This is a genomic window from Cellulomonas shaoxiangyii (assembly GCF_004798685.1).
Taxonomy (GTDB): domain Bacteria; phylum Actinomycetota; class Actinomycetes; order Actinomycetales; family Cellulomonadaceae; genus Cellulomonas; species Cellulomonas shaoxiangyii.
Map to the genome: position 1 here is coordinate 3,688,489 of NZ_CP039291.1, position 13,406 is coordinate 3,701,894.

Sequence of the window (13,406 nt, forward strand, 5' to 3'; positions counted from 1 at the left end):
CATTCTTGTGGCACCCGTGGCCACGTCCTGACGAATTGTCAGCACCACGCGACGGGAATTGTGAGAACGGCCACCACGGCCGCCCACCGCTTCGACATCGCCCCGCGGCAGGACGAGACTGGACGCATGCCCCAGCAGGTCCGTGTCGGTACCCGTGCGAGCGCGCTCGCCCTCACCCAGACCGGGCACGTCGCCGACGCGCTCGCCGCACTCGCGGACGTCACGGTCGAGACGGTCCGCGTGCGCACCGAGGGCGACCGCGTCTCGACGTCGCTCGCGTCCCTCGGTGGCACCGGGGTGTTCGTCACCGCGCTGCGGGACGCCCTGCTCGACGGCCGCTGCGACGTCGCCGTGCACTCCCTCAAGGACCTGCCGACGGGCGACGCCGAGGGCCTGACCGTCGCCGCGATGCCCGTGCGGCAGGACCCGCGCGACGCCCTGTGCGCGCGGGACGGCCTCACGCTCGCGGCGCTGCCCCTCGGCGCGCGGGTCGGCACGGGCTCCCCCCGCCGGGCCGCGCAGCTGCGCGCGCGGCGCCCCGACCTCGAGGTCGTCGACATCCGCGGCAACGTCGACACCCGCCTGCGCCGCGTGCGCGGGTCCGTCCCCGTCGCGGGCGCGGCGCCGGCCCCGACCGCCACGCCGGTCGCACCCCCCGGGGGGTCGCCGGTCGGTGACCTCGACGCCGTCGTCCTTGCCGCCGCGGGGCTCGCCCGGCTCGGCCGCCTCGACGCGGCCACCGAGCTGTTCGCCCCCGACGTCCTGCTGCCCGCCCCCGGGCAGGGGGCGCTCGCGGTCGAGGTCCGCACCGCCGACGCCGACGGCGAGGCACCGCTCGCGCAGGCGCTGCGCGCGCTCGACGACGTCGCGACGCGGCGCGCCGTGGTCGCCGAGCGCGCCGTCCTGGCCCGGCTGGAGGCGGGCTGCGCCGCTCCGGTGGGCGCGTGGGGCGAGCTGGCCGCGGACGGCACCCTCAGCCTCGACGCCAACGTCACCGCGGTCGACGGCACGGGCTCCCTGCGCCGGCGCACGCGCGGCCTCGTGGCGAGCGACGACGACGCCCGGGCGCTCGGCCGCGCGCTCGCCGACGAGCTGCTCACGGCCGGCGCCGGCGACCTCGCCCCGCTGGGCGCCACCCGGTGACGACCGGCACCCCCGGCCCCGCGGGCGCGCTCGCCGGCCTGCGCGTCCTCGTCCCCCGTCCGCCGCTCGACGCGCCCGGCGCGACGGCGCCCAGCCCCGCCGCGATCGCGCTGCGGGCCGCCGGCGCGGAGCCGGTCGTCGTCCCCCTCGTGCGGACGGTGCCGGTCGAGGACACGACCGCCCTCGACGACGCCCTGCTCGCGCTCGGCGCCGGCTGGTACGCCTGGCTCGCGCTGACCAGCCAGGCGGGCGTGGCCGTGCTCGCGGACCGCGCCGGCGCGACGGACGACGGCCTCGCCGCGGTCGTCGCGCGCGGCGGCGCCCGCGTGGCGGCGGTCGGCCCGGGCACCCGGCGCGCGCTGGAGGCCGTCGGCGTGCGTGTCGACGTCGTGCCGCCCGTCCGGTCCACGGCGGTCGACCTCGTCGCCGCCTGGCCCGCCGCACCGACCACGACGGCGGCGCCCGGCGACACCGAGGCCGCCGCGCGCGTGCTGTTCCCCCGCGGCGACCTCGCCGCGCCCACGCTCGCCGACGGGCTCACCGCCGCCGGCTGGTCGGTCGACGACCCGGTCGTCTACCGCACCGTCCCGGCGGGCCCGCCCGAGCCGGAGGTCGCCCGCGCGTGGGCGGCCGGCGAGGTCGACGCGGTCCTGCTGACGTCCGCGAGCACGGTCCGCGCGCTCGTCGAGCACCTCGGGCCCCCGCCGGCCGGCACGCGCGTCGCCGTCATCGGGCCGAGCACCGCGGCCGAGGCCCGGCGCCTGGGCCTGCGGGTCGACGCGGTGGCCGCCGAGCAGACCCTCCTCGGGCTCGTCGCCGCCCTCGCCGGCGTCGTCGGCCCGTCCACCCCCACCCCCACGGAGGACACCCCGTGACCACCCCCACCGCACCGACCACCCCCGGCGGCGAGGACCCCACCGCCGCCGGCGGCTACACCGCGGGCCGCCACCGCCCCCGCCGCCTGCGCCGCACCCCCGCCATGCGCCGCCTGGTCGCGCAGACCCGCCTGCACCCGGCGGACCTGGTCCTGCCCGCCTTCGTGCGCGAGGGCCTCGCGCAGCCGCGGCCCATCACGTCGATGCCCGGCGTCGAGCAGCACACGCGCGACTCGCTGCGCCGGGCGGCGGCCGCCGCGGCCGAGGCGGGCGTCGGCGGCATCATGCTGTTCGGCGTCCCCGAGGTCCGCGACGCCGTCGGCTCGCAGGCCACCGATCCCGGCGGCATCCTCAACGTCGCGATCGCGGACGTCGTGGCGGAGGTCGGCGACGCGCTCGTCGTGCAGGCCGACCTGTGCCTCGACGAGTTCACCGACCACGGCCACTGCGGCGTGCTGACGCCGTCGGGGGTGGTCGACAACGACGCGACGCTCGACCGCTACGCGCGCATGGCCGTGGCCCAGGCGGACGCGGGCGCCCACCTCGTCGGGCTCAGCGGGATGATGGACGGCCAGACCGCGGTCGTCCGCGACGCCCTCGACGGCGCCGGCCACACCGACGTGTCGGTGCTCGCGTACGCCGCGAAGTACGCGTCGGCGTTCTACGGGCCGTTCCGCGAGGCCGTGGAGTCGCAGCTGGCGGGCGACCGCCGCACGTACCAGATGGACGCGGCGAACCGGCGCGAGGCGCTGCGCGAGGTCGCCATCGACGTGGACGAGGGCGCCGACGTCGTGATGGTGAAGCCGGCGATGTCGTACCTGGACGTGCTGGCCGACGTCGCCGCGACGTCCACGGTGCCCGTGTGGGCGTACCAGGTGTCCGGCGAGTACGCGATGATCGAGGCCGCCGCGGCGCACGGGTGGATCACTCGTCGGGGTGCGATCACGGAGTCCGTGCTCAGCATCACGCGTGCGGGTGCCGATGCCGTGCTGACCTACTGGGCGACGGAGCTGGCCGGCTGGCTGGCGGAGGAGCGGTGATGACGCAGCTCGAGCACGAGCCCGCGACCGACGAGCCGGACGACCACCCGGCGCCGCACGACGCGGTCCCCGCGGACGGCCCGGCCGACGCACCGGCCGACGGCTGGGACGCGACGAGCGACGACGCGTTCGCCCACGCGCAGGCGGTGATCCCCGGCGGCGTGAACTCCCCCGTGCGCGCGTTCGGCTCGGTCGGCGGCACGCCGCGGTTCATCGCGTCGGCGTCCGGCCCGTACCTCACGGACGTGGACGGGCGCGAGTACGTCGACCTCGTCATGTCGTGGGGCCCGGCGCTGCTGGGGCACGCGCGCCCCGAGGTCGTCGCCGCCGTGCAGGAGGCGGCCGCGCGCGGCCTCGGCTTCGGCGCCCCGACGACGACCGAGGTCGAGCTCGTCGACGAGATCCGCCGCCGCGTGCCCGCGGCCGAGCGCGTGCGCCTGGTCTCGACCGGCACGGAGGCCGCGATGACCGCCGTGCGGCTGGCCCGCGGCGCGACCGGCCGCGACACGGTGATCAAGTTCGCCGGCTGCTACCACGGGCACGTCGACGGCCTGCTGGCGTCCGCCGGCTCGGGCGTCGCGACGCTCGCGCTGCCCGGGTCCGCCGGCGTCACCGCCGCGACCGCCGCCGAGACGATCGTCCTGCCGTACAACGACCTCGACGCCGTCGAGGCGGCGTTCGCGGAGCACGGCGACACCATCGCGGCCGTGATCACCGAGGCGGCGCCCGCCAACATGGGTGTCGTCCCGCCGCTGCCCGGCTTCAACGCCGGCCTGCGCCGCATCACCGCCGAGCACGGCGCGCTGCTGGTGCAGGACGAGGTGCTCACGGGGTTCCGCGTCGGCCCCGGCGGCTGGTGGGGGCTCGAGGGCAGCGTCGAGGGGTGGGCCCCCGACCTGCTGATGTTCGGCAAGGTCGTCGGGGGCGGGCTGCCCGTCGCCGCGGTCGCCGGGCGCGCGGACGTGATGGACCTGCTCGCGCCGCTCGGTCCCGTCTACCAGGCGGGCACGCTGTCCGGGAACCCGGTCGCCACGGCCGCGGGCCTCGCGACGCTCCGCCTCGCCGACGCCGACGCGTACGCGCACGTCGACGCCGCGTCGACGTACCTGCGCCGCGCCGTGGCGGGTGCGCTGGTCGAGGCCGGCGTGCCGCACGCGCTGCAGTGGGCGGGCAACCTGTTCAGCATCGTGTTCGGGGAGCAGGCGGCCGCCGAGGGCGCCCGTGACTACGCCGCCGTGCAGGCGAGCGAGCACTGGCGCTACGCGCCGTTCTTCCACGCGCTGCTCGACGCCGGCGTGTACGCGCCGCCGTCGGCGTTCGAGGCGTGGTTCGTCTCGGCCGCGCACGACGAGGCGGCGCTCGGCCGGGTCGTCGAGGCCCTCCCCGCGGCCGCCCGCGCGGCGGCGGAGGCCCGACCGCCCGCCTGACCGCCCGCCGGCGCCGCCGGCGGCCTCGCCTGCGGGGTCCCGGGCGTACGACGACGCCCCCACCGGTGACCGGTGGGGGCGTCGTGGCGTGCGGGGACGGGTCAGGCGGTGGGACCGGCGACGGGCGTGCGGTCGGCCGGTGCCTCGTCGGCCGGGCCGTGGCCGGCGACGTCGGCGCGGCCGGCCGCCAGGTCGGCCCGGTACGCGCGCACCGACCACACGACGGCGGCGACCCAGACCAGGGCGAGGACCGCGAGCGTCAGCCCCTCCTGCGGCGTGCCCTTCCACCCCACCCAGTCGGACCGGATGATCGTGCGGGTGTTCGTCAGGACGATGACGCCGCCGACGGCCGAGCCGAGCACGCGGCCCGGCACGCGCCGGACGAGCCAGGCGGCGGCCGGTGCGGCGATGACGCCACCGATGAGGAGCGCCAGCACCCAGGTGACGTCGATGTCCTGCGAGCCGAGCGCGAACAGGAAGCCGAGGCTCGCCGCGAGCGCGACGAGGAACTCCGACGTGTCGATCGAGCCGACGACCTTGCGCGGCTCGAGCCGCCCGGACGCGAGCAGCGCGGGCGTGCCCACGGGCCCCCAGCCACCGCCGCCCGTCGCGTCGACGAACCCGGCGACGAGGCCGAGCGGCGTGAGGAACCGCTTGCGCAGCGGCAGCCCCTGCCGGTCGGTGCGCAGGCCCGCGAACGTGAAGCGCACCAGCAGGTAGATGCCGAGCGCCAGCAGGAGGAACGACATGATCGGCCCGGCCGACTCGGTCGAGAGGTTCGACAGGAACGTCGCGCCCGCGAACGCGCCGATCGCACCGGGCACGCCGACCCTGAGGACGACTTTCCAGTCGACGTTGCCGAAGCGCCAGTGCGAGACGCCGGACGCGAGCGTCGTGCCGATCTCGGCGAGGTGCACCGTCGCGGAGGCGGCGGCCGGGTTGGTGCCGATCGCGAGCAGCAGCGTGGTCGACGTGACGCCGTACGCCATGCCGAGCGCGCCGTCCACGAGCTGGGCGGCGAGGCCCACGAGGGCGAGGAGGACGAGGGAGGGCACAGGGAACCACCTCGGGCGGGCGGCCGGCGCGGAGGCGTCGGACGGGGGTCGGAGCGGCGCCGGGGCGCCGTTGCGGGCACACCGATAATTCCGACCAGGATGCTCGCCTTTCAAGGCCCATCCGCATGCTGGACGGGCGTTCCGTCAGGCGGACGCGCCCGCCGCCGCCGTCACGGGTTGTGCCAGGCGTCCTCGCGCGCGGCCAGGGCGTGCACCGCCTCGGGCAGGTCGCCGGCGACCAGGTCGGCGAGGGTCACGACGTCGAGCACGTCGCGGACCGACGCGCGCAGCGCGACCCACACCTCCAGCAGGGACCTCGCCGACCCCTCGTAGGCGAGCTCGGGCGGGCGGACGTCGCGCACCGTCACGAGCGGGCCGTCGACCGCGCGGATGACGTCGGCGAGCGTGATCTCGGCCGCCGGCCGCGCGAGCCGGTAGCCGCCCGCGCGTCCGCGCACGCTCGTCACGACCCCACCGCGGCGCAGGTCGCCCAGGATGCGCTCGAGGAAGCTCGTCGGGATGTCCTGGCCCGCGGCGAGCGCGTCCGTGGGCACGGACTCCTCCGCCGGCCGGGTCGCCAGCTCCGCGCACGCCCGCACCGCATAGTCCGCCTTCGCCGAGACCCGCATGCGTCGATCATCGCCGACGCGTCCCACCATCCGGGACACCGACGTGGCCGCGGGACCGAGGTCCCCCCGAACGGAATACCCCCGGGGGGTACCGTGTTGGGGTGGGCATGGACGAGACGACCACCGCGGTGGAGCCGCTGCACGGCCCGGGCGAAGGGAACGCCCCCGCCCCGCCGCACGGCTACGCGCCCGCCAAGGACGACTACCTCAAGCGCCTGCGCCGCATCGAGGGCCAGGTCCGCGGCATCGCCCGCATGGTCGACGAGGACACGTACTGCATCGACGTCCTGACGCAGATCGCCGCCGTCACCAAGGCGCTGCAGGCGGTGAGCATCGGCCTCGTCGAGGACCACCTCGGGCACTGCGTCGTCGACGCCGCCCGCCAGTCGCCCGAGGCCGGTGCCGCGAAGGTGCGTGAGGCGTCCGACGCCATCGCCCGCCTCGTCCGCAGCTGACCCCACCCCCGCACGCCCCAGCCCACGCCGCGCGGCAGCACGCCGCGGCACCGTCGAAGGAGAGACCCATGAGCCAGACCACCACGTTCCGCGTCGACGGCATGACGTGCGGCCACTGCGTGCACGCCGTCACGTCCGAGCTGACCGCGCTGCCCGGCGTCACGGACGTGCAGGTGGAGCTCGTCGCCGGCGGCTCGTCGCCCGTCACCGTCACGTCCGACGCGCCGCTGGACACCGCGACGGTGTCCGCCGCCGTCGAGGAGGCCGGGTACGCGGTGACACCGACCCGGTCGCTGCTGTGAGCGCCGCACGCACGGGCGGTCCGCAGGACGCGGCGGTCGGGCACGCCCTCGGGGCGCCCGTCGCGACGGTCGACCTGGCCGTCGAGGGCATGACGTGCGCGTCGTGCGTCGCGCGCGTGGAGAAGAAGCTGAACCGCGTGCCCGGCGCGAGCGCCACCGTCAACCTCGCGCTGGAGAGCGCGCACGTCGAGCTGTCCGACCCGGGCCCCGACGCGCCCGCCCCCACCGTCGACGCCCTCGTCGCCGCCGTCCGGTCGGCCGGGTACGACGCCCGCCGGACCGGCGGCACGGGCACGGTCCCGGGCGACGCCGACACCGGCCCCTCCACCGACGCCGCGACCGGCACCTCCACCGTGCCCGCCGTCGCCCAGGGCGCCCCGGCCGGCCCGGGAGCCGCGCCGGTGCACCACGGCACGCACCCCGACCCCGCCGAGCACGCCGGCCACGGGGCCGGCGAGGGGCACCGCCGCGGCGCCCACGACCACGGCGGCATCGACGGGTTCTCCGCCGACGACACGTCGGCCCCGGTCGACGCCCGCGGCACGGACCTGCGCCGCCGCCTGCGCGTGGCGGCCGTCCTCACGGTGCCCGTGGTCGTGCTGAGCATGGTCCCGGCGACGCAGTTCCGGGGCTGGCAGTGGGTCGTCGCGGCCCTCGCGCTGCCCGTGGTGACGTGGGCGGCGTGGCCGTTCCACAAGGCCGCGGCGCGCGCGGCGCGCCACCGCGCGTCGACGATGGACACGCTCGTCTCGATCGGCGTCGTCGCGGCGACCGCCTGGTCGCTGTGGGCGCTCCTGCTCGGCGGCGCCGGGGTGCTGGGCATGCGCATGCAGCCGACGCTCCTGCCCGCGCAGGCGGCGGGGCACACCCCCGGGATGCCCGAGCTGTACTTCGAGGTCGCGGCCGTCGTCACGACGTTCCTGCTGGCCGGCCGCTACGCCGAGCACCGGTCCCGCCGCCGCGCGGGCGACGCCCTGCGGGCGCTGCTCGACCTCGGCGCGAAGGACGTCGGCCTGCTCGTGACCGGCCCCGACGGGCGCCGGCGCGAGGAGCGCGTCCCGGTCTCCCGCCTGGCCGTGGACGACCTGTTCGCCGTGCGGCCGGGCGAGAAGGTCGCCACGGACGGCGTCGTCGTCGAGGGCAGCAGCGCCGTCGACACGTCGCTGCTCACGGGTGAGCCCGTGCCCGTCGACGTCGGCCCGGGTGACGAGGTCACCGGCGCGACCGTCAACGCGTCCGGCCACCTCGTGGTGCGCGCGACGCGCGTGGGCGAGCAGACGCGGCTGGCCCAGATCGGCCGGCTCGTGTCCCGCGCGCAGACCGGCAAGGCGCCCGTGCAGCGGCTCGCGGACCGCGTGTCAGCCGTGTTCGTGCCCGTGGTGATCGTCATCGCGCTCGGCACGTTCGGCGTGTGGCTGGCCACCGGCGGCGGCCTGCAGGCCGCCTTCACCGCCGCCGTCGCCGTGCTGATCATCGCGTGCCCCTGCGCGCTCGGCCTCGCCACGCCGACCGCGCTGCTGGTCGGCACGGGGCGCGGCGCGCAGCTCGGCATCCTCATCAAGGGCCCGGAGATCCTCGAGGAGACGCGCGCGGTCGACACCGTCGTGCTCGACAAGACCGGCACGGTGACCGCCGGCCGCATGTCGCTCGTGGACGTGCTGCCCGTCGCGGGCGCGGACCGGGACGAGGTGCTGCGCCTGGCGGGCGCCGTCGAGGCGCGTGCCGAGCACCCGATCGCCCGCGCGGTCGCGGAGGCCGCGGAGGCCGCCGTCCCCGCGTCCGGGGTCGGGGTCGGCGCCGACGGCGTCGCGATCGGCGCCGACGAGGTCCGCGACTTCCGCGCCGCGGCCGGCGGTGGCGTCGTCGGCCTGGTCCGGGCGGCGCACTCCGGCGTCGGCCTCGCGCGGCGCGTGCTGGTCGGCCGGCTCGGCTGGCTCGGCGAGCAGGGCGTCGACACCTCGGCGGCCACGGACGCCGTCGCCGCCGCGGAGGCCGACGGTGCCACCGCCGTCGTCGCCGCCTGGGACGGCGCGGCGCGCGGCGTGCTCGTGCTGCGCGACCCCGTGCGGCCCACCTCCGCCGAGGCGGTGCGCGACCTGCGGGCCCTCGGGCTGCGGCCCGTGCTGCTCACGGGCGACAACCGGGGTGCCGCGCTGGCGGCGGCCCGCGAGGTGGGCATCCCCGCGGACGACGTGATCGCGCAGGTGCTCCCCGACCAGAAGGTCGCGGTCGTGGAGCGGCTGCAGGCGCAGGGCGCGCGCGTCGCGATGGTCGGCGACGGCGTCAACGACGCGGCGGCGCTCGCGACGGCCGACCTGGGCCTGGCCATGGGCACGGGCACGGACGTCGCGATCGAGGCGGCGGACCTGACCCTCGTCCGCGGCGACCTGGCGGCGGCGCCCCAGGCGGTCCGGCTCGCGCGGCGGACGCTGCGCGTGATCCGGCAGAACCTGTTCTGGGCGTTCGCGTACAACGTCGCGGCGATCCCGCTGGCGGCGCTGGGCCTGCTCAACCCGATGATCGCGGGCGCGGCGATGGCGTTCTCGTCGGTCCTGGTGGTGACGAACAGCCTCCGCCTGCGCCGCTTCCGCTGACGCGGCGGACCGCGTCGGCGGCCGTGCGCACCGTGGGTGCCCCTCCCGGGTCGGGAACGGGCACCCACGGTGCGTCGTGCGTTCCGCGTCAGTGGAAGCGGCGGCCCTCGTCGCGGCGGACGGCCCACACGGCCAGGGCGGCGAACGCGACCGTCCACGCGAGCAGCACGGGTGCGGCCAGGCCGGGCGCCTCGGCGCCGGTCGTCACCTGGACGACCAGGTCGCGCGCCGCGCGCGACGGCAGCAGGCGGGAGATGCCGTCGAGCCAGCCGGGGAACATCTGCGGCGGCAGGAACAGGCCACCGGCGAACCCCAGGGGGAACAGCGTGCACTGCGTGACCGCGAGCGCCGCCTTGGTCGACATCGAGTAGCCGATCGTGAGGCCGAGCAGCGTGAACGGCACGGCGACCGCCACGACCATGAGGACGGCGCCGAGCGCCTGCGTCCACGTGAGCGTCGCGGCCGTGAGGACGGTGCCGATGAGCACGAGCGGGATCAGCGACAGGTACGCCCACGCCAGCCCGTTCAGCACCCGCCCGGCGAGCCGCGGGCCCGGCCGCGCCGGCAGGGTCCGCAGGTACCCGTCGAACGGCAGGGCGCGGTCCTCCGCGACGCCCGCCCCGTGCGTGAACAGGCACGCGGACATGATCGCGAACACCGCGAGCTGGCCCACGGCCGCGGTCGCCGCGACCGGGTCGTCCGCCACCACGCGCTGCGGGATGACGAAGAAGAGCAGCGCGAGGCCGGGGAAGAGCATGTTGCCGAGCACCGCGATGGGCACGCGCAGCGTCTCGACGAACTGGTAGCGCGCGTGCAGCCACGCGACGGCGAGGGGCGGGCGCAGCGCGGCACGCGGGCCGGGGTCGGCCGCGGTGGCGGTGGCGGGAACGGTCGTGCTCATCGGGGCACCTCCGTGGTGGGGACGGACGTGGTGGGGACGGACGTGGTGGGAGCTGACGCAGGGGCGCCGGTCGCGCCGCGGGCGGTGAGGGCGAGGAACGCCTCCTCGAGGGACGCGCCGCGCACCTCGAGCGCGTGGAAGGCGAGCCCGGACGCGACGAGGGCGCGCACGGCCGCGTCGGCGTCGGCCGCGAGCAGCGTGAGCCGCGTGCCGCCCGACGCCGGCACGGCGTCGACGACGTCGTGCACGCCGGGCAGGGCCGCGAGCGCGGCCCTGGCGTGCGTCGCGTCCCCGGGCAGCGTGAGCGTGACCCGGCGCAGCGCGACGAGGTCGAGCACCCGGTCGATGCGGTCGTCGGCGAGCACGCGGCCCCCGCCCACCACGACGACACGCTCGGCGAGCGCCTCGATCTCCTCGAGGTAGTGGCTGGTCACGATGACCGTGGCGCCGTCGCGGTGGTAGTCCCGCAGCGACTCCCAGAGCACGTGCCGCGCCTCGACGTCGAGGCCGGTCGTGGGCTCGTCGAGCAGCACGAGCCGCGGGCGCCCGACGAGCGACAGCGCGACCGCGAGCCGGCGACGCTGCCCCCCGGACAGCCCACCGGTCTGCCGCCCCGCGAGGTCCTCGAGCCCGAACCGGGCGAGCACCTCGGCCCGCGGCATCGGGGTCGCGTAGTGCCCGGCGACGAAGTCGACGACCTCGCCCACCCGGAGCGTCTCCGGCAGCCCCGTCTCCTGCGGGGTCGTGCCGAGCCGCGTGCGGGACGCGGGGTCGCGGGGGTCGCCGCCGAACAGCCGGACGGTGCCCGCATCGGGCCGCCGCAGCCCGGACAGCAGCGACAGCAGCGTCGTCTTCCCGGCACCGTTCGGGCCGAGCAGCCCGACGATCTCGCCGGCGTCGACGCGCAGGCTCACGTCGTCGAGGGCCGTGACGTCGCCGAACCGGCGCGTCACGCGGTCGACGAGGACGGGCGGCGCGCTCGCGCCGGTGGGGGTGGCGCCGCGTGCGCCGCCGGCCGTGGTGGTCATGGTTGTGCTCCCTTGAGCAGCTCGGTGAGGGTCACGGTGTAGCGCTCGAACGCGGCACGTCCGGCGCGGGTGAGCGCGACGTACGTCGCGGGCGTGCGGCCGTGGTGCGTCTTGGTCTGCTCCACGTAGCCGGCCTCCTCGAGGCGGCGCAGGTGCGTGGAGAGGTTGCCCGCGGTCATGTCGAGCAGGCTCTGCAGCCGCGGGAAGGCGATGCGGTCGCCGCGTTCGAGCGCGGCGAGGGTGGCGACGACCCGCAGGCGGGACGCCGAGTGGATGACGGGGTCGAGCTCGGCGTCGGTCATGCCCGCTGCCGCGCCACGTGGGCGACGACCGCGCCCAGGAGCATGCCGCCGCCACCGGCGAGCGACATGACGAGGTACCCGCCCGGCGTCCCCACGAGGCTCGCCGCGGCGGCCGCCGCGATGATCCACACGCCCAGCACGTACATGGGCCGGACCTGCCACATCGCGCCGCACGCCATGTAGAGCAGGCCGACGACGAGGCACGCGATGCCGTTGGCGACGACCGCGATCAGCTCGGGGCTCGCACCGGCCGCGACGACACCGGCCACGATCAGCGCCTGCGCCATGAAGCCGGTGAACCAGGTCATGCCGATCATCGCGCCGACGGACCGGCTCACGCCCCGCATGCCGCGCGAGCGGCGGCCGACGTGCGTGAGGGTGACGACGAGGCCGACGACCATGAGCACGCCGAACACCGCGCCCGCGGGGGCGGTGGACGTCCCGGTGGGCGAGCGCTCGGCGGACCACCACTGGACCGCGTAGCCGACGAGCCACAGGGCGCCCCACGTGCCGAAGAGCACCCGGTCGTCGACGTCCGCGTCCTGCACGCGCCGGCGCTGCGCCGCGACGATCGCCAGGCCCTCGGCCGGGTCGAGCGGTGCGTCGTCCTCGTCGTGCGTGTCCATGTCGGCCCCTCGTCGTCCGGTGCTCGTCGCCGGCGGGTTGCGGCCGGCGACGACTTTGCGTTGCAAACTACTTTGTCGCGGCGGCAGGGGTGGCGTCAAGGGGTGGGTCGGGTGGACCGGGGTGCGGTGGGCGGGCCGGGGCGCGCTGCGGGTGGGCCGGCGCGGCGCGTCGTACCCTGCCGAGGTGGACGAGCCCGCGGACGCGACGGCACCCCCCGCCCGCACGGAGCCCGCGGGGGTGGCGTCCGCTCCCCCGCCCGGCGAGCGCGCGACGCGGCGGCGCATCGGCGCGGAGATCTGGATCGTCCTCGGGCTCTCGCTCGGCCGGTCCGCCGTGTACGCGGTCGTCGACCTGGTCGCGAGGCTGACGGCCGGCCCGCCGCTCGCCGAGCAGACGACCACGCTGAACCCGAGCCGCTCGCCGCGCCCGTACCTCGACCTGACCTACCAGCTGCTCTCGATCGGCTTCGCGCTGCTGCCGGTCGCTCTCGCGCTGTACCTGCTGTCCGCGAACGGGCGCTCGGCGGTGCGGCGCATCGGGCTCGACGGCGCCCGCCCGTGGCGCGACCTCGGCGTGGGCCTCGGGCTCGCGGCCGTCATCGGCATCCCCGGCCTGGGGCTGTACGTGGCCGGCCGCGCGCTCGGCATCACGGTGGAGGTGCAGGCGGCGGCGCTGAACGCGGCCTGGTGGACCGTCCCCGTGCTGGTGCTGGCCGCGCTGCAGAACGCCCTGCTCGAGGAGGTCGTCGCCGTCGGCTACCTCATGGAGCGGCTGCGCGACCTGCGGTGGAGCACGCCGGCGATCATCGTCGCGAGCGCGCTGCTGCGCGGCTCGTACCACCTGTACCAGGGCTGGGGGCCGTTCGTCGGCAACGTCGTCATGGGGCTGGTGTTCGCGGAGTACTACCGGCGACGACGGCGCGTCATGCCCCTCGTCGTCGCGCACACCGCGCTCGACGTCGTCGCGTTCGTCGGCTACGCGCTGCTGCCGGACGCGTGGCTGGAGGCGATCGGCGTCGGCTGACGGCG

General features: G+C 77.1%; 14 protein-coding genes. 8 read left to right on the forward strand and 6 right to left on the reverse strand.

What is annotated here, in order from left to right:
- The first annotated feature begins 126 nt into the window (after positions 1-126).
- From hemC to hemL, 4 genes are read left to right on the forward strand one after another with little or no spacing between them, the layout of a single operon-like run.
- Positions 127-1,143 (forward strand): hydroxymethylbilane synthase, encoded by a 1,017-nt coding sequence (gene hemC, locus E5225_RS16500; protein ID WP_135975466.1) that lies wholly within the window; start codon positions 127-129, stop codon positions 1,141-1,143.
- The gene (locus E5225_RS16505; protein ID WP_136225519.1) at positions 1,140-2,018 is read left to right on the forward strand and encodes a uroporphyrinogen-III synthase; all 879 of its coding nucleotides are present in this window, start codon (positions 1,140-1,142) and stop codon (positions 2,016-2,018) included. Before hemC ends, E5225_RS16505 begins: the two co-directional genes overlap by 4 nt.
- Positions 2,015-3,058: a porphobilinogen synthase gene (hemB, locus tag E5225_RS16510; protein WP_279536553.1), complete on the forward strand. Its 1,044-nt coding sequence runs from the start codon at positions 2,015-2,017 to the stop codon at positions 3,056-3,058. The genes E5225_RS16505 and hemB overlap by 4 nt, the downstream gene beginning before the upstream one ends.
- On the forward strand, positions 3,058-4,485 hold the full coding sequence (hemL, locus tag E5225_RS16515; protein WP_135973865.1) for a glutamate-1-semialdehyde 2,1-aminomutase: 1,428 nt from the start codon (positions 3,058-3,060) through the stop codon (positions 4,483-4,485). The genes hemB and hemL overlap by 1 nt, the downstream gene beginning before the upstream one ends.
- Before the next feature lie 101 nt (positions 4,486-4,586).
- Here hemL and E5225_RS16520 read toward each other — a convergent pair whose 3' ends face one another.
- Complete coding sequence (locus E5225_RS16520; protein WP_135973866.1) at positions 4,587-5,540, reverse strand: sulfite exporter TauE/SafE family protein; 954 nt, start codon at positions 5,538-5,540, stop codon at positions 4,587-4,589.
- 170 nt (positions 5,541-5,710) lie between these two features.
- Positions 5,711-6,169 (reverse strand): RrF2 family transcriptional regulator, encoded by a 459-nt coding sequence (locus E5225_RS16525; protein WP_135973867.1) that lies wholly within the window; start codon positions 6,167-6,169, stop codon positions 5,711-5,713.
- Positions 6,170-6,276: 107 nt separating this feature from the next.
- On the opposite strand from E5225_RS16525, the gene E5225_RS16530 reads away from it, so the two are divergent.
- The 3 genes from E5225_RS16530 (at position 6,277) to E5225_RS16540 (ending at position 9,520) form a co-directional block, all read left to right on the forward strand.
- Entirely contained in the window at positions 6,277-6,624 is a 348-nt protein-coding gene (locus E5225_RS16530) for a metal-sensitive transcriptional regulator (protein ID WP_243738274.1), read from the forward strand.
- Between the two features lie 68 nt (positions 6,625-6,692).
- Entirely contained in the window at positions 6,693-6,926 is a 234-nt protein-coding gene (locus tag E5225_RS16535; RefSeq protein ID WP_135973868.1) for a heavy-metal-associated domain-containing protein, read from the forward strand.
- 89 nt (positions 6,927-7,015) lie between these two features.
- The gene (locus E5225_RS16540) at positions 7,016-9,520 is read left to right on the forward strand and encodes a heavy metal translocating P-type ATPase (RefSeq protein ID WP_135973888.1); all 2,505 of its coding nucleotides are present in this window, start codon (positions 7,016-7,018) and stop codon (positions 9,518-9,520) included.
- Between the two features lie 88 nt (positions 9,521-9,608).
- Here E5225_RS16540 and E5225_RS16545 read toward each other — a convergent pair whose 3' ends face one another.
- Genes E5225_RS16545 through E5225_RS16560 form a run of 4 tightly spaced genes read right to left on the reverse strand, consistent with a single transcriptional unit; the run spans position 9,609 to position 12,377 of the window.
- Positions 9,609-10,421 (reverse strand): ABC transporter permease, encoded by an 813-nt coding sequence (locus E5225_RS16545; protein ID WP_135973869.1) that lies wholly within the window; start codon positions 10,419-10,421, stop codon positions 9,609-9,611.
- Positions 10,418-11,449: an ABC transporter ATP-binding protein gene (locus tag E5225_RS16550; protein WP_135973870.1), complete on the reverse strand. Its 1,032-nt coding sequence runs from the start codon at positions 11,447-11,449 to the stop codon at positions 10,418-10,420. The genes E5225_RS16545 and E5225_RS16550 overlap by 4 nt, the downstream gene beginning before the upstream one ends.
- Positions 11,446-11,751: a transcriptional regulator gene (locus E5225_RS16555; RefSeq protein ID WP_135973871.1), complete on the reverse strand. Its 306-nt coding sequence runs from the start codon at positions 11,749-11,751 to the stop codon at positions 11,446-11,448. Before E5225_RS16555 ends, E5225_RS16550 begins: the two co-directional genes overlap by 4 nt.
- A complete protein-coding gene (locus tag E5225_RS16560; RefSeq protein WP_135973872.1) occupies positions 11,748-12,377 on the reverse strand; it encodes a hypothetical protein in 630 nt (209 codons plus the stop codon). The genes E5225_RS16555 and E5225_RS16560 overlap by 4 nt, the downstream gene beginning before the upstream one ends.
- 184 nt (positions 12,378-12,561) lie before the next feature.
- Here E5225_RS16560 and E5225_RS16565 point away from each other — a divergent pair, with 184 nt between their 5' ends.
- Entirely contained in the window at positions 12,562-13,401 is an 840-nt protein-coding gene (locus tag E5225_RS16565; protein ID WP_166435978.1) for a CPBP family intramembrane glutamic endopeptidase, read from the forward strand.
- The last annotated feature ends 5 nt before the right edge of the window (positions 13,402-13,406 follow it).